The sequence below is a fragment of the Romboutsia sp. genome (assembly GCF_051659545.1).
Taxonomy (GTDB): domain Bacteria; phylum Bacillota; class Clostridia; order Peptostreptococcales; family Peptostreptococcaceae; genus JBOFOR01.
In genome coordinates this window covers 1-20,445 of the sequence record NZ_JBOFOR010000213.1, presented here as the reverse complement: position 1 = coordinate 20,445, position 20,445 = coordinate 1, and the positions used below count along the sequence as shown (strand labels likewise).

Below are 20,445 nucleotides of genomic sequence, written 5' to 3'. Positions count from 1 at the left end.
CTATTATTTAAGTAGATATAAAAGGGGGGCATTAAGTTGATAAAAAATCTAGATGACATGTTAAAGGAATTCAATGAACAAGGCCAAGCAATACTTTCTGTAGCAGCAGCCCATGACAAGGAAGTTTTAATAGCTGTTAAAGGGGCTATGGAAGCAGGAATAATCAAACCAATTTTAGTAGGGGAAAAAGAGGAAATAGAATCTATATCAAGAGAAATTCAATTCAATCTAGAAGGAATAAAAATAATAGATGCTACATCTTTAGAAGAAAGCGCTAAAATTGCAGTTCAATTAGTATCAAATCAAGAAGCTGATTTTGTAATGAAGGGCATACTAGACACTTCAATTTTATTAAAAGCAGTTTTAGACAAGGAGTATGGTCTTAGAACAGACAGCTTATTAAGCCATGTAATGGTTTATCAACTAAAAAATTATCACAAATTATTAATATTAACAGATGGTGGAATGAATATTTCTCCAACATATGAACAAAAAGAAAAAATCCTAAAAAATGCAATACAAGCAGCACAAAGTTTAGGCATTGATACTGTAAAAGTAGCGTGTTTAGCGGCTAAGGAGAAAGTAAACCCTAAAATGGAAGCAACAGTAGATGCAGATAAGCTACAAAAAGCTTGTGAAGAAGGAAACTTTGGGGAAAATGTAATTGTAGAAGGACCATTGGCTTTTGATCTTGCTGTAAGTAAACAAGCAAGTGAGATAAAAGGATTTAAGAGTAAAATATCAGGGGATGTTGATATTTTATTAGCTCCAAACATAGAAGTAGGGAATGGTATAGGCAAAGCTTTTACTTATATGGCAAATGCAAAGTCAGCAGGAATAATAATGGGGGCTAAGGCACCAATAGTATTAGTATCAAGAGCAGATAGCCATGAATCTAAGTTATATTCCATAGCTTATGGAGCAGTAATAGCTAAAAGTAAAAAAATAAATTAATCATAAAAAAAAAATTAGATGAATTAATAAAACAATTTTGTTAAAAAATTATTTAAAAATTTACAAATCTACCATAAATTGGTATATAATCAAATTAGGCAATACATAAATTAGTTTTCTTTAAAATTGACATATATTTTTTTCACCTTAGGATTAAAAATCAAGAAAAGGGGATTGGGATATGGATAAAAAAATGTTAACGATTGACTTAAACAGCCATGTATTATTAGACAAGGCTGAAAGAGATGGCGTAGAAACAATGTACGACAGAAAGTTAGAAATGAAAGCTCAATGTGGATTTGGTCTTCAAGGTAATTGCTGTAGAATATGTGGTATGGGACCTTGTAGAATCACGCCTAAAACTCCAAGAGGGTTATGTGGTGCAGATCAACATGTTATAGTAGGTAGAAACTTTGCAAGAATGGTTGCTGCAGGTACTGCTGCTCACTCTGACCATGCTAGAGATTTAGCTCACACATTAGCATTAACTAGTGCAAATGGAAATTACCAAATAAGAGATGAAAAGAAATTAATAGGTTTAGCTCAAGAGTGGGATGTTGAAACAGAAGGTAGAGATATCTATGATATAGCTCATGAAGTAGCTGATATAGCATTAATGGAATTTGGTAAACCTCATGGAACATTAAAATTCTTAAAGAATGCTCCAGCTCCAAGACAACAAATATGGAAAGATTATAAAATAGAGCCAAGAGCAATAGATAGAGAAATAGCTACTATAATGCACTCTACTCATATAGGATGTACTGGAGATATAGATAGTTTAATTCATATGTGTCTAAGAACTGGTATGGCTGATGGTTGGGGCGGATCTATGATAGGTACTAGAATAAGTGATATAGTATTTGGTACTCCAACTGTAAGACAAACAGAAGCTAACTTAGGTGTATTAGAAGAAAATAAAGTAAACATATTATTACATGGACATGAGCCAACATTATCTGAAATGATAGTACTTGCTTCTGAAGATCCAGAATTAGTTGCATTAGCTAAAGAAATGGGAGCTGATGGAATAAACTTAGCAGGTATGTGTTGTACAGGTAATGAGGTTACAATGAGACATGGTGTAAGAATAGCAGGAGACTTCCATCAACAAGAACTTGCAATTATAACAGGTGCTGTAGAAGCTGTTGTAGTTGATGTTCAATGTATATTCCCAGCATTAGCAAAAGTTGCTGATTGCTATCACACTAAATTCGTAACAACTTCTCCAAAAGCAAAAATAACAGGGTCTACTTATATAGAATTCTGTGAAGAAACTGCTCTTGCTGATGCAAAATCAATAGTAAGAGAAGCAGTATTAAATTTCAAAAACAGAGATAAATCAAAAGTTCTTATTCCAGAATTAAAATCAAGCGCAACAGTAGGATATAGTATAGAAGCTATAATACCACAATTAGACAGAGTTGTTAACTCTCATATAGATCCAGCAGGAACAGTGAAGCCATTAGTAGACTGTTTAAAATCAGGGGTATTAAGAGGAGCAGCTGCAATTGTTGGATGTAACAATGCTAAAGGTGTTTCTAATGAAGCTCATTTACACATAATGAAAGAATTAATCAAAAACGATATCATAGTAGTTACTACTGGATGTGGAGCTCAAACAGCAGCTAAGTTTGGATTATTAGAAAAATCAGCAGCTAAAAAATACGCAGGAAAAGGTTTAGCTACAGTTTGTGAACTAGTAGATATACCACCAGTACTTCATATGGGATCTTGTGTTGATATAAGCCGTATCTTAGAATTAGTAGCAGCTTGTGCTAACCACTTAGATATGGATATGTGTGATATACCAGCAGTAGGTATAGCTCCAGAGTGGATGTCTGAAAAAGCTATAGCTATAGGATGCTATGTTGTTGCTTCAGGTGTAGATACTTATTTAGGAATAATGCCTCCTGTAGCAGGATCAGATAAAGCTGTTCAAATCTTAACAGAAGGATTACAAGATAAAGTAGGTGCTACATTTACAGTAAATGAAAATCCAAAAGAATTAGCAGCTACAATAATAGCTGATATAGAAAAGAAACGTGTTCACTTTGAAAAATTAGTAGAAGAAAAAATGGCTGTGCCAGCTGAAGCTTAATAAATATAAGTTTTATAGGATAGGTACTTTATATAAATCAATGGACTAAAAAATAACAATTTACTTTAATTCTACTAAAATATACGACTTATATCGCAAGAAAATGCGATATAAGTTGTATAGAATAAGAATATGGTAATTTGTGACAGAAAAAGGTGGTATAATATGAAAATAGCAATAACAGGTAAAGGTGGAGTAGGAAAGACTACTTTTTCTTCAATATTATCTAGAATGTTTGCTGAAGATGGATATAGAGTTGTAGCTGTAGATGCAGATCCAGATGCAAACCTGGCGTTAGCATTAGGATTTCCAAAAGAAGTTTATGATTCAATAGTACCTATATCAGAAATGAAGAATTTTGTGGCTGACAGAACAGCTGCATCAGTTGGTTCATTTGGTAAAATGTTCAAAATGAATCCTAAAGTAGACGATATACCTGAAAATTTATGTAAAGAATACAATGGTGTAAGACTTTTAACTTTAGGAACTGTAGACACTGGTGGATCTGGATGTGTATGTCCAGAGCACGTACTACTAAAAAGACTTTGCTCTCATTTAATACTACAAAATAAAGATGTAGTTGTTATGGATATGGAAGCAGGAATAGAGCACTTAGGTAGGGGTACTGCTGAAGGTGTAGATGCTTTTATAGTAGTAGTGGAGCCAGGAGAAAGAAGTCTACAAACTTATAGAAAAGTTAAAAAATTAGGAAATGATATAGGCGTTAAAAAAGTATACGTTGTAGGTAATAAAATTAGAAATAAAGAAGATGAAGAATTTATAAATTCCAATCTAGAAGATGGAGACTCATTAGGATTTATATATTATAACCAAGATGTTATAAATTCTGATAGATCTAATCAATCTCCATATGACACAAGTGAAGAAACAAAATTACAAATCAAATCAATAAAAGATAAGTTAATGTCATTGCAAAACCTGTAACAAAAGATAAAATGTTAATCGTCAATTATGAATTGAAGGTTAGCTTTTAAGGCACATATGAATTTTAGAATAGATTACATAGTGTCAAATATAAATATTTTAATTTATGGGGAGGATATTCGATTATGGGATTTAAATCAGATATTGAAATAGCTCAAGAAGCTACACCACAAGATATTAGAGAAGTAGCTAAGAAATTAGGCTTAGGTGAAGATGACATAGAGCTTTATGGAAAATATAAAGCAAAAGTAGATTACAATTTATTAAAAAGAGACAATGGTGGAAAACAAGCTAAATTAATATTAACTACAGCTATAAATCCAACTCCAGCAGGAGAAGGAAAAACTACTACTACTATAGGAGTATCAGATGGTTTAGCTAAATTAGGAAAAAATGTATTAGTTGCTTTAAGAGAGCCTTCTTTAGGACCGGTATTTGGTGTTAAAGGTGGAGCAGCTGGTGGAGGATATGCTCAAGTTATACCTATGGAAGATATAAACTTACACTTTACAGGTGACTTCCATGCTATAGGAGCAGCTAACAATTTATTAGCAGCTTTACTTGATAATCATATGCATCAAGGAAATGAATTAAGAATAGATAACAGAAAAATCACTTGGAGAAGATGCGTAGACATGAACGATAGACAATTAAGAAATATCGTTGATGGTTTAGGATCTAGAGGAGATGGAATAGCTAGAGAAGATGGTTTCGATATAACTGTTGCTTCTGAAGTAATGGCTGCATTCTGTTTAGCAAGCGATATAACAGACTTAAAGGCAAGATTAGGAAGAATAGTAGTTGCTTATAACTTTGATGGAGAACCTGTAACTGCTGAGCAATTAAAAGCTAATGGGGCTATGGCTGCATTATTAAAAGATGCTTTAAAACCAAACTTAGTTCAAACATTAGAAGGAACACCTGCATTCGTACATGGTGGACCATTTGCTAATATAGCTCATGGATGTAACTCTGTTATAGCTACTAGAATGGCTATGCACTTTGCTGATTATGTAGTAACTGAAGGTGGATTTGGTGCTGACCTTGGTGCTGAAAAGTTCCTAGATATAAAATGTAGAATGGCTAACTTAAAACCATCTGCAGTTATAATAGTTGCTACAGTAAGAGCATTAAAATACAATGGTGGAGTTGCAAAAACTGACTTAAACCAAGAAAATTTACAAGCTTTAGAAGCAGGACTTCCAAACCTATTAAAGCATGTTGAAAATATAACTCAAGTATTTAAATTACCTGCAGTTGTTGCAATAAATCAATTCCCACTTGATACTCAAGCTGAGCTTGACTTAGTAACAACTAAGTGTAAAGAATTAGGTGTTAATGTAGCTATATCTGAAGTATGGGCAAAAGGTGGAGAAGGTGGAAAAGCTTTAGCTACAGAGGTATTAAGATTAATAGAAGAAGAAGAAAATAACTTCCAATTCTGTTATGAATCTGATACTACTATAGAAGAAAAAATAACTGCTATAGCTACTAAGATATATGGAGCAGATGGAGTAAACTTTACTCCAGCAGCTAAAAAAGAAATGGAAAATCTAGAAAGATTAGGATTTGGAAATTTACCAATATGTATGGCTAAAACTCAATATTCTTTAACTGATGATCAAACTAAATTAGGAAGACCAACAGGATTTAGAATAACTGTAAGACAGTTAAATGTTTCTGCTGGTGCAGGATTTATAGTTGCACTTACAGGAGAAATAATGAAGATGCCAGGACTTCCAAAAGTTCCAGCAGCTGAAAGAATAGATGTTGATGAAAATGGAGTAATCGCTGGATTATTCTAGAAAATAAATAATGTATACGGTGGTATGTAGATTTACTACATACTATCGTATATAAAACGGAAAGCCTTTACAGTATTTAAGGGGGAAAAAGATGAATATATCAGAAAAAACTTGTGTAGGATTTGTAGAAGTATTAGCTTCTAAAGAAGCAGTACCAGGCGGGGGTGGAGCTGCAGCATTAGTTGGAGCAATAGGAATGGCTCTAGGTAGTATGGTATGTAATCTAACAATAGGAAAGAAAAAATACGCGGAGTATGAAGAAAGCGTAAAAGCAATATTAGCTCAAGCTAGTGAAATAGAAAAAAACTTATTAAAAATGATAGATGATGACGCTGAAAACTTCTTACCACTTTCAAAAGCTTATGGTCTTCCACAAGGAACTGAGGAAGAAAAAAAAGCAAAAGGAGAAACAATGGAAGAAGCATTAAAAACAGCTTGTCAAGTTCCAATAGATATAGTAAGAGTATGTTTTGATGCAATAAAATTACATGAAGATTTAGTAGATAAAGGCTCAAAACTTGCTATAAGTGATGTAGGGGTTGGAGTTCAATGTTTAAGAGCTGCTATACTTAGCGGTCAATTAAACGTAGTAATAAATATAAATTCAATAAAAGATCAAGAATATGTTAATAAAGTAAGAACAGAAGTAGAAAATTTAGTGGAAGAAGGCGTAAATATCTGTGATGAAGTATATGCTAAGGTTGTAAAAGCATTAGAAAAAGAAACAGTAGCCGCAGCACACTAAAATAATTTTTTAAAGGTAAAAGCTAAAATACAATAAAACAAATAACGAAGAAAATAAATACTATTCATAAAGTATATGCTATATAAAAGAAAAAAATATAGGGGGGATTGAAATTATGGAAGTAACAACTATCAAGGGGCAAATAATCAAAGGTAAGCCAGTAGCTGATCAAATTAGTGAAAACTTAATTCAAGAAGTTAACGAACTAGTTAAGGAAGGAATACATCCTAAATTAGCTATATTAAGAGTTGGAGCTAAAGCAAATGATTTAGCTTACGAAAAGGGAGCTCTTTCAAAATGCCAAGCTATAGGTATAGAAACAGAAGTTACTGAATTGCCAGAAGGAACAACTCAAGAACAATATATTGAAACTTTACAACAATTAAACAATGATCCTAAAGTAAATGGTATATTAACATTCAGACCATTACCAGAAGGAATAGATGAAGAAGTTATAAAACAAGTAATAGCACCAGAAAAAGATGTAGACTGTTTCAGTCCATTAAATACTGCTAAGGTTATGGAAGGTGATACAACTGGATTCCCACCATGTACTCCTACAGCAGTAGTAGAAATATTAAAACACTATGGAGTTAAATTAAATGGAGCTAACGTAGCTGTTTTAGGTAGATCTATGGTAGTTGGAAAACCAGTTTCAATGCTTTTATTAGGGGAAAATGCTACAGTTAATATATGCCATTCAAGAACTGCAAATTTAGCAGAAGTTACTTCGAAGGCGGATGTATTAATAGCTGCAGTTGGTAGAGCAAGAATGGTTACACCAGAATACATAAAAGAAGGTGCAGTAGTAATAGATGTTGGTATAAACGCTAAGCCAGAAGGTGGCGGAATTTGTGGTGATGTTGATACTGATGCTGTATTAGATAAAGTATCTATGATAACTCCAGTTCCTGCAGGAGTAGGTTCTGTAACTACATCTATACTTGCTAAACATGTGGTTAAAGCTTGTAAGTTACAAAACAACAAATAAAATAACTTTTTAGGGGGGTAAAGGGATGATAATTTCTCAAAATAAACCAATGCAAGAAGTCTTAGATTTCTTAAAGAAATCTGAGAAAGTTGTTTTAGTTGGCTGTAGTCAATGTGCAGCTACTTGTAAAAGTGGTGGAGAAGAAGAAGTTGTAAAAATGAAAGAAGCTTTAGAAGCAGAAGGTAAAAATGTTTTAGGTTATGTAATGTTAGATCCAGCATGTAACCTTTTAAAATCTAAAAAAGACTTAAAAACTTTAAAAGAAGAAATAAAAAATGCAGATGCTCTTTTATCTTTAGCTTGCGGGGATGGAACACAAACTATAGTTAAAAATGTAGGTAAATTACCAGTATACCCAGCAAACAACACTATGTTTATAGGGGAAACAAAGAGAGTTGGAGAATTCGAAGAGTCTTGTAAGGCTTGTGGAGAATGTGAGCTTGGATGGACTGGTGGAATATGTCCAATAACTATGTGTGCTAAAGGATTAATAAACGGTGCATGTGGTGGAGCTAAGAAAAATGGAAAGTGTGAAGCAAGTGAAGAAAATGACTGTGCATGGGTAATGATATATGAAAGACTAAAAGACATAGACCAATTAGATAATATGGTAGCTATGAGACCTATGAAGGATTATTCTAAACAAAATAATCCAAGACACTTAAATGTTAAAAAATTAGAAGAAGCTTCTGTTGAAGTATAAGAGCTTTTAAAAGTTTAAAAGGGGGATTTTTTACATGAGCTTATTAAGAGAAACGCTTGAAAGTGGAAAGTTTGCAGTAACAACTGAAATGGCACCTCCAAAGGGATGCGATCTTTCTCACTTAATGGAATGTGCTAAACCATTAGTAGGAAGAGTTCATGCAGCTAATGTAACTGATATGCAATCAGCTGTAATGAGAACAACTTCACTTGCTACTTGTAAGTTATTAAAAGATGTTGGATTAGAGCCAGTTTTACAAATGACTGGAAGAGATAGAAATAGAATAGCAATACAAGGTGAAATGTTATCTGCTGGTTTATTTGGAATAAACAACCTATTAGCATTAACTGGTGACCATACTATTGTTGGAGATCATCCACAAGCTAAAGGTGTATTTGATTTAGATTGTGTTGGGATACTTCAAACTGCTGAAACTTTATGCAAAGGTACTGACTTAGTTGGTAATGAATTAAAGGGATCACCAGAATTTTTCTTAGGGGCATCAGTTACTCCAAAATACGCTCCATTAGAAGTACAAATACTAAAAATGCAAAAGAAAATAAACGCTGGAGCTAAATTCTTCCAAACTCAAGCTGTTTATGATATAGAAACAATGAGAGAGTTTAGAGCTGCGACTAAGGATATGGACTGTAAGGTTTTAGCTGGAATAGTTCCATTAAAATCTCCAGGAATGGCTAAGTTTATGACTGCAAACGTTCCAGGAATATTCGTTCCAGATGAGCAAATAGAAAGATTAAAAGCTGCTGGAAAAGGAAACTTTGAAGCAGAAGGTATAAAAATGGCTGGAGAATTTATAAGACAATTAATTGATGAAGATTTATGTGATGGTGTTCACATAATGGCAATAGGAGCAGAAGAAAATGTTCCTGCTATATTAGACGCGGCTGGATTATAAGATTATAGAAATATGGGGGAAAACTAAATGAAGATAGCGGTTATCGGGGGAGGCCCAGGCGGGTATATTGCGGCTATAAAAGCTGCTATGCTTGGAGCGGAAGTAACAGTTATAGAAAAACATAGAGTTGGAGGTACTTGCCTAAACGTAGGATGTATACCAACTAAAGCATTACTTGCATCTTCTGCTATGCTAGCAGGCATAAGAGAAGCAGAAAGCTTTGGAATAAAAATAGATGGCAATATAGCTTCTGATTTTTCAGCTATAATGGCTAGAAAAGATAAAATAGTTGACCAACTAATAGCTGGTATAGAATTCTTATTTGATAAGAGAGAAATTCAACTAGTTAATGGATTCGGAAAATTGGTTGACAAAAATACTATAGAAGTAACTAAAGAAGATGGGACTATTGAAATAGTTAATGCTGATAAAATAATATTAGCAAATGGATCTGTTCCTGTGGTACCACCAGTATTCCCTTATGATAAAAAAGTTATAATAACTAGTGATGAAGTTCTTGGATTAGAAAAACAACCAGAATCTTTATTGATAATAGGTGGAGGAGTTATAGGCTCAGAAATAGGCCAATTCTTCAGAACTATAGGTACTGAGGTTACTATAATTGAAAGAGGAGAACACGTATTATCTTTTGAAGATAAAGATGTAGCAAAACAGTTGCAGAGACAGTTTAAAAAGGATAAAATTAAAGTAATGGCAGATGTTGGTGTTGATAAACTAGAAATAGTTGACAATAAAGCAGTAGCTACACTTTCAAATGGTAAGCAGATAACTACTGAAATGGCACTAGTTGCTGTTGGTAGAAAACCAAACCTTGCTAACTCTGGAGTTCAAGAAATAGGAATAGAGTTGACTGAAAGAGGTAAAGTAAAGGTTGATGAATATCTTCAAACAAATATAGAAGGTATATACGCAATAGGGGATTTAATTGATACTGCAATGCTAGCACACGTAGCTTCTAAAGAAGGTATGGTAGCAGTTGAAAATGCAATGGGAGCTTCTAAAAAAGTTAACTATGCAGCAGTACCAAGATGTGTATATACTGAGCCAGAAGTTTCAGGTGTTGGGAAAACTGAAAAGCAACTTCAGGCAGAAGGTGTAGAATATCATGTAGGTCAATTTGATTTTAGAGCATTAGGTAAAGCTCAAGCTATAGGTCATATCCAAGGATTTGTAAAAGTAATGGCAGATCATGATGATAAGATAATAGGGGCTTCAATAGTAGGACCTCATGCTACAGATTTATTAACAGAGTTATCATTAGCAGTAGGACTAGGATTAACAGTAGAGCAAGTAGGGGATATAATACATGCTCATCCAAGTTTATCTGAAGGTTTAATGGAAGCTCTTCATGATGTTCATGGTGAATGCTGTCATGCAGCACCAAAATTAGTAAAAGCATAAGATTAAACAGAGTTATATTTAAAAGCTCTGTTTTGACTAAACAAAGGGGGAAATCTTAATATGGGATATAATATAGCTGTTGCAGGTAAAGGTGGAACTGGTAAGACAAGTCTTACAGGGCTTTTAATTAATAATTTAACAAAGAATAAAAAAGGTCCAGTATTGGTTGTAGATGCTGATGCCAATGCTAACATAAATGAAGTATTAGGCATAGATATAGATGCAACTATAGGATCAATTAGAGAAGAAGTAAACCAAAGAGAAAAGTTAGGGAATGCTTTTCCTGGAGGTATGACTAAAGCTCAATACTTACAATATAGATTAAACACATGTTTATCTGAAGGTGAGGGATATGATTTAATAGTAATGGGTAGATCTGAAGGTGAAGGATGTTACTGTTATGTTAATGGTATACTGAGAGAACAAACTGATAAACTTTCAGATGCATATGAATATTTAGTTATAGACAATGAAGCAGGTATGGAGCATTTAAGTAGAAAAACAACTAAACATGTGGATACATTATTATTAGTAAGCGACTGTTCAAGACGTAGTGTCCAAGCAGTAGCTAGAATAAGAGATTTAGCAATAGAACTAAAATTAAATGTAGGTAACATTTATTTAATAGTGAATAAAGTTCCTAATGGAATATTAAATGAAGGTATAAAAGAAGAAATAAATAAGCATAATCTGAATCTTATAGGTGTAGTGCCTATGGATGAAATGATATATGAATATGACTCTTCAGGTATACCACTAGTAAAATTACCTGAGGATTCAAAATCAAAAATGGCAATAAGTGAGATAATGACAAAATTAGAACTATAATAGGCTTAAGGGGGAAAAAACTATGGCGTTCAAAATGTCTGTTCAAAAATTTTCTGGTAAGATATCAGAAGTAGAAATAGGAACAGGAGAAAAAGCAATAAAAATAGGTGGGGAAAGTATACTTCCTTTCTATAGCTTCGATGGTGAAGCTGGAAATACTCAAAAAGTAGGGGTAGAAATAAGTGATGTTTACCCAGAGGCATGGACTGATGCATTTAAAGAAATGTATAAAGATGTTGCTGATTGTCCAGTTAAATGGGCGGAGTATGTTGAAGCAAACTCTGGTGCAGATTTCATCTGTTTAAAGGTTGAAAGTGCAGATCCAAATGGATTAGATAAATCTCCAGAAGAATGTGCTGAAGTAGTTAAAAATGTTGTTGAAGCAGTTAAATTACCAGTAGTTGTAGCTGGATGTGGAAACTATGAAAAAGACGGAAAATTATTTGAAAAAGTTGCTCAAGCAGTAGATGGTAATAACTGTTTATTCTTAGCAGCTACAGAAGATAACTACAAAGCAGTTGGAGCAGCAACAACTATGGCTTATAGCCACAAAGTAGCAGCTGAATCTTCTGTTGATATCAACCTAGCTAAGCAATTAAACGTATTATTAAATCAATTAGGAGTTAAGTCTGAAAATATAGTTATGAACATAGGATGTTCAGCTGTTGGTTATGGATATGAATATGTTGCATCTACAATGGATAGAATTAGACTTGCAGGATTCGGTCAAAATGATAAAACATTACAAATGCCGATAATAACTCCAGTTTCTTTTGAAACATGGAATGTTAAAGAGTCTATAGCAAGTGTTGATGATGAGCCAGCATGGGGATGCATGGAACAAAGAGGTATAAACATGGAAATATCTACTGCAGTAAGTGCTTTAGTTGGTGGATCAAATGCAGTTATACTTCGTCATCCAAAATCAATAGAAACTGTAAAAGAATTAGTTAGTGCGTTAGCTTAATTAAATTGTAAGGTTAGGGGGAAAATATAATGGCATTAAAAGCTTTAGATATATTTAAATTAACACCAAAGAAAAACTGTAAGGATTGTGGATTTCCAACTTGTATGGCTTTCTGTATGAAGGTTGCATCAGGTGGAGTAGAAATAGGAAAATGTCCTCATATGTCAGATGAAGCATTAACAAAATTATCTGATGCAACTGCACCTTTAATGAAAGGTTTAAAAGTTGGGGATTATGATTTAGGATCAGAAACTGTATTATTCAGACATGAAAAGACTCTAGTAAATAAAAATAGATTTGCTGTAGCATTCTGTGAGTGCATGAGCGATGAGCAAGTAGATGCAAAAATAGCTAACATGAAGGCTGTTGATTACGTAAGAATAGGCGAAGAAATGAAAGCTGAAATGGCTTTAATAGAATACTTTGAAAATAAAGATGGATTCTTAAGAGTTGTAAATAAAGTTAAAGATAGTGGATTAAATGTAGCTTACATAATAGCTTGTGAAGATGCAGCTGTAGCTAAAGAAGCTGTTGAAATACTAAAAGATAAAAAGCCATTAGTATATGGTGCTACTAAAGATAATTACAAAGCTATGATAGATGTAGTTAAAGGTGATAACTTACCATTAGCTGTTAAAGCATCTAGCTTAGAAGAATTATATACTACAGTTGCAGCTATACAAGGTGAAGGATATAAAGAATTAGTATTAGATGTAACTGGAGAAACTATAAAAGATACATTTGCTAATGCAGTTCAAGTTAGAAGAATAGCATTAAAAGAAGAAGATAGAACATTTGGATACCCATCAATAGTATTTGCTAACAAGTTATCAAATGAAAACCCAAATATGGAAGTTGCTTTGTCAGCAGTATTCACTGTTAAGTATGGTTCTATAATAGTAATCGATGATATAGACTATGCAAAAGCATTACCATTATTCGCATTAAGACAAAATATATTCACTGATCCTCAAAAACCAATGAGAGTTGAGCCTAAGATATACCCAATAAATAACCCAGACGAAAATTCACCAGTAATAGTTACTGTTGACTTTGCATTAACTTACTTTATAGTATCTGGAGATGTAGAAAGATCTAAAGTACCAGTACACTTAGCAATACCAGATGCAGGTGGATACTCAGTATTAACTGCATGGTCTGCAGGTAAATTCTCTGGAAGCATAATAGCTAACTTCATAAAAGAAAGTGGAGTTGAAAATACAACTAAGAATAGAGATTTAATAATACCAGGTAAAGTTGCAGTTCTTAAAGGGGATATAGAAGATAGCTTACCAGGATGGAATGTAATCATAGGACCAGAAGAATCTATGGAATTACCTAAGTTCTTAAAAGCTTACAAAGAAAAGCAAGACCAAGCTTTAGCAAACGCATAATAAATTAAAGGGGGATTAATTTAGATGGAAAAATTCATGATTATAGGTGAAAGAATACATTGTATATCACCTGCTATAAGAAAAGCATTAGCAGAAAGAGATCCAGCACCAATATTAAAAAGAGCTAAAGAACAATTAGAAGCTGGAGCACACTATATAGATTTTAATATAGGGCCTGCTGAGAGAGACGGAGAAGAATTAATGACTTGGGGAGTTCAATTAATTCAAAAAGAATTTAATAATGTTCCTATAGCATTAGACACTGCTAATAGAAAAGCTATAGAAGCTGGTCTAAAAGTTTATAATAGAACTCATGCAAAACCAATAATAAACTCTGCAGATGCAGGTGGAAGAATAGATTTAATAGATTTAGCTGGAGAATATGAATCTAGAGTTATAGCTTTATGTGCTAAAGAAGGTATACCTAGTGACAATGATGAGCGTATGGCTTATTGTCAAGAAATGTTAGAAAGAGGTTTAATGGCAGGATTAGAGCCAGAAGACATGTTATTTGACCCATTATGCTTAGTTATAAAAGGAATGCAAGACAAGCAAGTGGAAGTATTAGAAGCTATAAGAATGATGACAGAAATGGGATTATTAACTACAGGTGGATTATCTAACATATCAAATGGATGTCCTAAACATGTAAGACCTATACTTGATAATGCATGGTTAGCTATGGCTATGGCAAATGGATTTAGCTCAGCTATAATAAACCCATGTGATGAAGAGTTAATGAAAACTATAAAATCTTGTGACATAATCAACAATGCATCTTTATATGCAGACTCTTACTTAGAATTAAATGAGGGTGCTTTCGCATTCTAGTTTAATAAATATATAAATATAGCTATATGCTAAAAGGGGGAAATAGAGTGAATTTATATAATATAATCTTTACAGGTTCACAAGAAGCTTTAGACGCAGCTAAAGGTCTATTAAGTAAAGCAATAGAAACTAATGGAAGAGAACATAAGGTAGCATTCCCTGATACTGCATACTCATTACCATGTGTATACGCAGCAACAGGAAAGAAAATGAATACATTAGCAGATTTAGAAGCAGGTTTAGAAATAGTTGAAAGTTTAGTAAATAAAACACATTTATTAGAGCATGCTCTAAATGCAGGTCTTGCAACAGCACTTTCAGCTGAAATTATAGAAGCAATAAAATACTCTACTATGGAAGCTCCATATAGTGAGCCATGTGCAGGTCATATAAGTGACCCTATAATCAGATCACTTGGTGTACCTCTAGTTACAGGAGATATTCCAGGGGTTGCAGTTGTACTTGGAGAATGCCCAGATGCTGAAACAGCAGCTAAAGTTATAAAAGATTATCAATCTAAAGGTTTATTAACTTTCTTAGTTGGTAAAGTTATAGATCAAGCTACAGAAGCTGGAGTAAAAATGGGTCTTGAACTAAGAGTTATACCATTAGGATATGATGTAACTTCAGTTATACACGTAGTGTCTGTTGCAGTAAGAGCAGCATTAATATTCGGAGGATTAACTCCTGGTGATCTTGCTGGATTATTAGACTACACTGCTAAGAGAGTTCCTGCATTTGTTAATGCATTTGGACCATTAAGTGAATTAATAGTAGCTTGTGGAGCTGGAGCAATAGCTTTAGGATTCCCAGTTGTAACTGACCAAACAGTTTTAGAAGTTCCAATGAACTTATTAACTCAAAAAGATTACGATAAGTTTGTAGCTACTTCTTTAGAAGCTAGAGGAATAAAAATAAAAGTTACTGAAATTCCTATACCAGTAGCATTTGCAGCTGCATTTGAAGGTGAAAGAATTAGAAAGAACGACATGTTTGCTGAGTTTGGTGGAAATAAGACTCAAGCTTGGGAATTAGTTGTTAAGAAAGAAATGAGTGAAGTTGAAGACCATAAGATAGAAGTTGTTGGTCCTAATATAGATCAAATTGAAACAGATGGTGTTGTAAGATTACCACTTGCAGTAGTAGTTAAAATAGCTGGTAAACAAATGCAAGATGACTTTGAACCAGTTCTTGAAAGAAGATTACACTACTTCTTAAACTACATAGAAGGTGTAATGCACGTTGGTCAAAGAGATATGTCTTGGATAAGAATATCTAAAGATGCATATGAAAAAGGATTTAGATTAGAGCATATAGGAGAAGTTTTATATGCTAAGATGTTAGATGAGTTTGAATCAGTTGTTGATAAGTGTGAGATTACTATAATAACTGATGAAGCTAAAGTAGCTGAATTAAAAGGTGAAGCAGTAGCTAAATATACAGCTAGAGATGAAAGATTAGCATCTCTTGTAGATGAAAGTGTTGAAGAATTCTATTCTTGTAACCTTTGTCAATCTTTCGCACCAGCTCACGTTTGTGTTGTTACTCCTGAAAGACTTGGACTTTGTGGAGCAGTTAGCTGGTTAGATGGTAAAGCTACTAAAGAATTAGATCCAACTGGACCATGTCAACCAATAGTTAAAGGTGAATGTTTAGATGAAAGAACAGGTGTATGGGAAGCTGTAAACAAAACTGTAGCAGAAATCTCTCAAGGTGCTGTTGAAAATGTTACATTATACTCTATATTAGAAGATCCTATGACTTCTTGTGGATGCTTCGAATGTATCTGTGGTATAATGCCAGAAGCTAATGGATTTGTTATAGTAAACAGAGAATTCTCAGGAATAACTCCAGTTGGTATGACATTCGGAGAGCTTGCTTCTATGACAGGTGGAGGGGTTCAAACTCCAGGATTCATGGGTCATGGTAGACATTTCATATCTTCTAAGAAATTTGCTTATGCAGAAGGTGGACCAGAAAGAATAGTTTGGATGCCAAAAGAATTAAAAGAATATGTTGCAGATAAATTAAATGCTACAGTTCAATCATTATGTGGAATAGAAAACTTCACAGATATGATTTGTGATGAAACTATAGCTAGTGACTCTGAAGGAGTATTAGCATTCTTAGAAGAAAAGGGTCATCCAGCATTATCTATGGATTGTGTAATGTAATAAAGTAGTCAATATATTACCTGCTTGGACTTGAAATATAAGTATTCCTCCAAGCAGGCAAAACTCGCCGTAGGCTCATGTCGCCGACAGGTCGATCAAAGCTGCAATGTCAGTGCGACTTATATTTTAAGTCTTGCGCGAAGCGATTATATTAAGTTCTATTGAGAAGGAGAGAAAAAAGATGAAAGTTATACCAAGTTTAAAATATTCAGCTAAACATACTTGGGTTAAGGTTGAAGGGGAATTTGCTTACATAGGAATTACTGATTTTGCTCAAGATCAATTAGGAGAAGTGTTATTTGTTGAAATGCCAGAAGTTGAAGATGAATTAACTGTAGGAGAAGAATTTGGTGTAGTAGAATCTTCTAAAGTTGCTTCTGATTTAATAGCTCCAATATCTGGAGAAGTTGTTGAAATAAATGAAAAATTAGATGATGAGCCTGAATATATAAACGAAGATGCATATGATGCATGGATAGTTAAAGTTAAGGTTTCTGATGCTAGTGAAATAGAAGGATTATTAAGCGCTGAAGGCTACGAAGCTGGCTTATAATCTAAAATATAAAGAGTATAATAAATTTGAGTGCACGCAAATTTATTATACTCTTTTTTAAGCTTAAGGATATTATATTAATTTTCAAATTAAACTGATATAAATATTTTTATAGATAATATTACTGTATTATTTTATAGGTTTTATAACTTTGCATAATATTTTATAAATACTATTTCCATATATTTTTTTTACAAAGCTTAGTTTTGATCCAGGGAAATACGTATTATCAATCCATCCTTTATTTTCCCAGTAATCTTTATCTACTGGAAAAACATTAGTAGCTAAAGTTCTCTGTATATTATATGTGTATACTTCCTTAAAGCTAGGTGAGTATGATTTACCATTAGAGTTTATTAAATCTATAAACTTTGTTACTTCCTTTTCTTCAATAGGTCTATTAAAATTTCTACCATTTCTAGATACAGTACCACCTAAACATACTCCCCATTGTATCATTACTTCCTCTATAGAATTTAATGTACTCTTTATGCCAGAGCCTTGTGTATTTGCAAGTAGTAATGTTGGTTTTTGATAAACCTCGCTTCTATGAAACCAACTACAAGTTCTATCAATAAAAGCTTTTAGTATACCACTCATATTATTTAGATATACAGGTGTTCCTATAACCAAACCATCACTCTCAACTATTTTTTTCATTATCAGACTAGAATCATCTTTTATAAAGCAATTTCCTTTTAAAACACATACTTCGCAGCCTTTGCAAAATTGTATTTTGTAATCGTGTAAATTAATAATTTCTGTTTTAAAGCCTTTATTCTTTAGTATTTTCTCTATCGATAATAAAAGATTATAGGTAGTTTTTTTTCGATTACTCGTATTTATTAATAATATTTTTTTCATATATACTCCTTATATTTTAAAATATAATATTTAAATCTTTATCTAATACTTAATATTAATGCTATAGAAAATACACCTATAAATGTACCTATCATTATTTCAAGGGTTTTAGAATATCCTTTTGGTGTGATTTCTCCTTTTTTATCTAATTCTTTTATTAGAGGATACAATTACTATTGATATTATTTTCATGAGATACCCCCATTTCAAAAGTTTTTCGTTACAGTTGTTTCAAACTTAAATATATTATATAATTTTAAACAAGAATTCTCAATAATATATAGGCTTGTGGTACAGGAGGTATAAATATGTATCAGAAAAAAAGAGATAAACGCTCTATTCAATCTAGTATATGGATATATGAAGCATTAAAAGAATTAATGGAATATAAAGATTACTCAAAAATAACTGTCACCGATATAGTCAATAAAGCCAACCTTGGAAGAACTACATTTTATAGGAATTTTAATACTATAGATGCTGTTTTGAAAATGAAATGTGATGAAAAATTTAATGAATTTCGTCAATATTGTATTGATTATTATAAAATAAATGATATTGATGATAAGTCTTTTTTAAAACCATTTCTTAAGTATTGGTATAATAATTCAGAAGTAATAGAATTGCTTATTAAAGCTAATCGTGAAAATATAATAAAAAACTCTCTGAATAGAGAAGTACAGTATTTTATAGAAGCATCTTCAATAAATAAAAATAAAATTATTAGTAATCATATTAACTATTTTATTGAAATGAGAGTATCAAACTCCATAAGTATATTAACTGAATGGATTAAAAATGATAAGAATATACCACCTGATGAATTAGCAGATATAATAACTGCTCAAACAAAAGAGTCTATTCAAGTAAATTTATTTTTATAAATTTACTTGAATAGACTTAATCTATACATAGTTAATAATTTTAAAATTTTGAGTTTAGCTGGATATATGTTTATAGTATAAATAATCTAATAGAAAATAAATCCTGTTTTATGATAATAATCTTGTTCAGACTTTAAAATTGGTGAAGGTAAATAGCTAAAAGACATAGCATTAGGAACTGATTGGGTTTCTATACAAAGTCCACTATGTTTTGTAATTATGCCGTTTTTAGCTTGTAAATCAGGTATATAGTTGCCTGAATAAATTTGACCTCCACATTGATTTGTGTATACGTCCATATGTAAGGAATCATCTGGAGCGCATAAAGTTGCAAAATATTTGTAATCATCTGGAGTTATATTTACATAAAAATGATGGTCAATTCCTGCTACACTAGGTTGTATTTTTTTAGCGTATTTGACCCCTATTTGTACTTCTTTAAAATTAGTAAAGTCAAATGGTGAGTTGTTAGAGTTTGATATATTACCGTTAGCTAAACCATTATCATCAACATTCATATAATAATCACTATCAATCTTTAGCTTATGAGATAAAATAGTACCTTTACCTAAAAGGTTAAAATAAGAATGATTTGTTAGATTAGTAGGGCAGTCCTTTGTAGTGGTAGCGAAATATTCAACTAGTAATGAATTATTTTTGAATGTATATTTTACTTTTAAAGAAAAATCTCCTGGAAAACCTCCTTCACTATCAGGTGATAATAAAGAAAGTGTTACAGAATCTTCTTTAAAATCTTCAACTTCAAAAATAGCAGTATCAAAACCTGAATAACCTGAATGTAGGCAGTTTCCATTGTTGTTTTTAGTTAAATTATATTCATCTCCATTGATATAAAACCTGCCATTAGCTATTCTATTTGCATATCTACCGCAAACGGCACCCATATAGGTTCTATTTTCTTTTTCTTCATATTGTTCTATATTATCAAAACCTAAAACAACATCTACTAATTCATCTCTATTGTTTTTTATAACTAAAGACTGAATAGTTGCTCCGTAATTTAATATATTCATATAGTTGTCATTATCGTATAATGTATAACAAAAAACCTCTTTGTTATCTTTAGTTGTACCAAAAAAACTTTTCATAAATTTAATCCCCCTCTGAAATGATAGATTGTATAATATGTTAACTATAAATTGTAACGCTTTCTACAACAATAATATTATATAAAAAATAGCATATTTATAAAATACATAAAATAAATATATTGCTTAATTGCAATATCAAATTGAACTATTTTTTAAAATATGAAAAATAATCTAAATATTAGGCTGCATATATAGAATCTAATTGTTCTTCAAATAGTTTCTCAGGCGTATTGTAGCCTAATATTTTTCTTGGTAA

19 protein-coding genes are annotated in these 20,445 nt (G+C 32.3%); 16 read left to right on the top strand and 3 right to left on the bottom strand.

The genetic code is table 11. The features are described 5' to 3' along the window. The first annotated feature begins 36 nt into the window (after positions 1 to 36). The 15 genes from ACRC03_RS11505 to gcvH all read left to right on the top strand — a co-directional run bounded on the left by ACRC03_RS11505 (position 37) and on the right by gcvH (position 17,329). Complete coding sequence (locus ACRC03_RS11505; RefSeq protein WP_438652710.1) at positions 37 to 954, top strand: bifunctional enoyl-CoA hydratase/phosphate acetyltransferase; 918 nt, start codon at positions 37 to 39, stop codon at positions 952 to 954. 181 nt (positions 955 to 1,135) lie between these two features. Next, positions 1,136 to 3,055, top strand: coding sequence for an anaerobic carbon-monoxide dehydrogenase catalytic subunit (gene cooS, locus ACRC03_RS11500; protein ID WP_438652709.1), 1,920 nt, complete (start codon positions 1,136 to 1,138; stop codon positions 3,053 to 3,055). Positions 3,056 to 3,220: 165 nt separating this feature from the next. Further along, on the top strand, positions 3,221 to 4,000 hold the full coding sequence (locus ACRC03_RS11495) for a nucleotide-binding protein (RefSeq protein ID WP_438652708.1): 780 nt from the start codon (positions 3,221 to 3,223) through the stop codon (positions 3,998 to 4,000). A 125-nt stretch (positions 4,001 to 4,125) separates the two neighbouring features. After that, the gene (locus ACRC03_RS11490; RefSeq protein WP_438652707.1) at positions 4,126 to 5,805 is read left to right on the top strand and encodes a formate--tetrahydrofolate ligase; all 1,680 of its coding nucleotides are present in this window, start codon (positions 4,126 to 4,128) and stop codon (positions 5,803 to 5,805) included. Between the two features lie 91 nt (positions 5,806 to 5,896). After that, a complete protein-coding gene (locus ACRC03_RS11485) occupies positions 5,897 to 6,550 on the top strand; it encodes a cyclodeaminase/cyclohydrolase family protein (protein ID WP_438652706.1) in 654 nt (217 codons plus the stop codon). Positions 6,551 to 6,665: 115 nt separating this feature from the next. Continuing rightward, positions 6,666 to 7,541 (top strand): bifunctional 5,10-methylenetetrahydrofolate dehydrogenase/5,10-methenyltetrahydrofolate cyclohydrolase, encoded by an 876-nt coding sequence (locus ACRC03_RS11480; protein WP_438652705.1) that lies wholly within the window; start codon positions 6,666 to 6,668, stop codon positions 7,539 to 7,541. Positions 7,542 to 7,566: 25 nt separating this feature from the next. Further along, complete coding sequence (locus tag ACRC03_RS11475; protein ID WP_438652704.1) at positions 7,567 to 8,244, top strand: methylenetetrahydrofolate reductase C-terminal domain-containing protein; 678 nt, start codon at positions 7,567 to 7,569, stop codon at positions 8,242 to 8,244. A gap of 34 nt (positions 8,245 to 8,278) precedes the next feature. Beyond that, entirely contained in the window at positions 8,279 to 9,160 is an 882-nt protein-coding gene (locus ACRC03_RS11470) for a methylenetetrahydrofolate reductase (RefSeq protein WP_438652703.1), read from the top strand. Between the two features lie 27 nt (positions 9,161 to 9,187). Further along, complete coding sequence (gene lpdA, locus ACRC03_RS11465) at positions 9,188 to 10,582, top strand: dihydrolipoyl dehydrogenase (protein ID WP_438652702.1); 1,395 nt, start codon at positions 9,188 to 9,190, stop codon at positions 10,580 to 10,582. A 60-nt stretch (positions 10,583 to 10,642) separates the two neighbouring features. Continuing rightward, a complete protein-coding gene (locus tag ACRC03_RS11460; protein ID WP_438652701.1) occupies positions 10,643 to 11,410 on the top strand; it encodes a nucleotide-binding protein in 768 nt (255 codons plus the stop codon). Positions 11,411 to 11,432: 22 nt separating this feature from the next. Then, positions 11,433 to 12,377 carry an acetyl-CoA decarbonylase/synthase complex subunit delta gene (gene acsD, locus ACRC03_RS11455; RefSeq protein WP_438652700.1) on the top strand — a complete coding sequence of 315 codons (945 nt, stop codon included), beginning with the start codon at positions 11,433 to 11,435 and terminating at the stop codon, positions 12,375 to 12,377. Between the two features lie 29 nt (positions 12,378 to 12,406). After that, the gene (gene acsC, locus ACRC03_RS11450; RefSeq protein WP_438652699.1) at positions 12,407 to 13,771 is read left to right on the top strand and encodes an acetyl-CoA decarbonylase/synthase complex subunit gamma; all 1,365 of its coding nucleotides are present in this window, start codon (positions 12,407 to 12,409) and stop codon (positions 13,769 to 13,771) included. Between the two features lie 24 nt (positions 13,772 to 13,795). Continuing rightward, the gene (gene acsE, locus ACRC03_RS11445; protein ID WP_438652698.1) at positions 13,796 to 14,602 is read left to right on the top strand and encodes a carbon monoxide dehydrogenase/acetyl-CoA synthase methytransferase subunit; all 807 of its coding nucleotides are present in this window, start codon (positions 13,796 to 13,798) and stop codon (positions 14,600 to 14,602) included. Positions 14,603 to 14,649: 47 nt separating this feature from the next. Next, positions 14,650 to 16,776, top strand: coding sequence for an acetyl-CoA decarbonylase/synthase complex subunit alpha/beta (gene acsB / locus ACRC03_RS11440; RefSeq protein ID WP_438652697.1), 2,127 nt, complete (start codon positions 14,650 to 14,652; stop codon positions 16,774 to 16,776). A 181-nt stretch (positions 16,777 to 16,957) separates the two neighbouring features. Further along, positions 16,958 to 17,329 carry a glycine cleavage system protein GcvH gene (gene gcvH, locus ACRC03_RS11435; RefSeq protein WP_438652696.1) on the top strand — a complete coding sequence of 124 codons (372 nt, stop codon included), beginning with the start codon at positions 16,958 to 16,960 and terminating at the stop codon, positions 17,327 to 17,329. A gap of 129 nt (positions 17,330 to 17,458) precedes the next feature. Here gcvH and ACRC03_RS11430 read toward each other — a convergent pair whose 3' ends face one another. Together ACRC03_RS11430 and ACRC03_RS11425 are read right to left on the bottom strand one after the other, a co-directional pair. After that, positions 17,459 to 18,193, bottom strand: coding sequence for a flavodoxin family protein (locus tag ACRC03_RS11430; RefSeq protein WP_438652695.1), 735 nt, complete (start codon positions 18,191 to 18,193; stop codon positions 17,459 to 17,461). Positions 18,194 to 18,231: 38 nt separating this feature from the next. Further along, positions 18,232 to 18,363 carry a hypothetical protein gene (locus ACRC03_RS11425; RefSeq protein ID WP_438652694.1) on the bottom strand — a complete coding sequence of 44 codons (132 nt, stop codon included), beginning with the start codon at positions 18,361 to 18,363 and terminating at the stop codon, positions 18,232 to 18,234. Positions 18,364 to 18,501: 138 nt separating this feature from the next. On the opposite strand from ACRC03_RS11425, the gene ACRC03_RS11420 reads away from it, so the two are divergent. Further along, the gene (locus tag ACRC03_RS11420) at positions 18,502 to 19,077 is read left to right on the top strand and encodes a TetR/AcrR family transcriptional regulator (RefSeq protein WP_438652693.1); all 576 of its coding nucleotides are present in this window, start codon (positions 18,502 to 18,504) and stop codon (positions 19,075 to 19,077) included. Positions 19,078 to 19,163: 86 nt separating this feature from the next. Here ACRC03_RS11420 and ACRC03_RS11415 read toward each other — a convergent pair whose 3' ends face one another. Next, on the bottom strand, positions 19,164 to 20,186 hold the full coding sequence (locus ACRC03_RS11415) for an aldose epimerase family protein (RefSeq protein WP_438652692.1): 1,023 nt from the start codon (positions 20,184 to 20,186) through the stop codon (positions 19,164 to 19,166). Positions 20,187 to 20,445: the final 259 nt, after the last annotated feature.

What these genes read in the sequence shown, in the direction of transcription:
- ACRC03_RS11460 (WP_438652701.1), top strand. Translation starts at nt 10,643, where the DNA reads ATGGGATATAATATAGCTGTTGCAGGTAAAGGTGGAACTGGTAAGACA.
- acsC (WP_438652699.1), top strand. Translation starts at nt 12,407, where the DNA reads ATGGCATTAAAAGCTTTAGATATATTTAAATTAACACCAAAGAAAAAC.
- lpdA (WP_438652702.1), top strand. Translation starts at nt 9,188, where the DNA reads ATGAAGATAGCGGTTATCGGGGGAGGCCCAGGCGGGTATATTGCGGCT.
- ACRC03_RS11495 (WP_438652708.1), top strand. Translation starts at nt 3,221, where the DNA reads ATGAAAATAGCAATAACAGGTAAAGGTGGAGTAGGAAAGACTACTTTT.
- acsE (WP_438652698.1), top strand. Translation starts at nt 13,796, where the DNA reads ATGGAAAAATTCATGATTATAGGTGAAAGAATACATTGTATATCACCT.
- ACRC03_RS11485 (WP_438652706.1), top strand. Translation starts at nt 5,897, where the DNA reads ATGAATATATCAGAAAAAACTTGTGTAGGATTTGTAGAAGTATTAGCT.
- ACRC03_RS11470 (WP_438652703.1), top strand. Translation starts at nt 8,279, where the DNA reads ATGAGCTTATTAAGAGAAACGCTTGAAAGTGGAAAGTTTGCAGTAACA.
- gcvH (WP_438652696.1), top strand. Translation starts at nt 16,958, where the DNA reads ATGAAAGTTATACCAAGTTTAAAATATTCAGCTAAACATACTTGGGTT.
- ACRC03_RS11420 (WP_438652693.1), top strand. Translation starts at nt 18,502, where the DNA reads ATGTATCAGAAAAAAAGAGATAAACGCTCTATTCAATCTAGTATATGG.
- acsD (WP_438652700.1), top strand. Translation starts at nt 11,433, where the DNA reads ATGGCGTTCAAAATGTCTGTTCAAAAATTTTCTGGTAAGATATCAGAA.
- ACRC03_RS11475 (WP_438652704.1), top strand. Translation starts at nt 7,567, where the DNA reads ATGATAATTTCTCAAAATAAACCAATGCAAGAAGTCTTAGATTTCTTA.
- ACRC03_RS11480 (WP_438652705.1), top strand. Translation starts at nt 6,666, where the DNA reads ATGGAAGTAACAACTATCAAGGGGCAAATAATCAAAGGTAAGCCAGTA.
- ACRC03_RS11430 (WP_438652695.1), bottom strand. Translation starts at nt 18,193, where the DNA reads ATGAAAAAAATATTATTAATAAATACGAGTAATCGAAAAAAAACTACC.
- ACRC03_RS11490 (WP_438652707.1), top strand. Translation starts at nt 4,126, where the DNA reads ATGGGATTTAAATCAGATATTGAAATAGCTCAAGAAGCTACACCACAA.
- cooS (WP_438652709.1), top strand. Translation starts at nt 1,136, where the DNA reads ATGGATAAAAAAATGTTAACGATTGACTTAAACAGCCATGTATTATTA.
- ACRC03_RS11415 (WP_438652692.1), bottom strand. Translation starts at nt 20,186, where the DNA reads ATGAAAAGTTTTTTTGGTACAACTAAAGATAACAAAGAGGTTTTTTGT.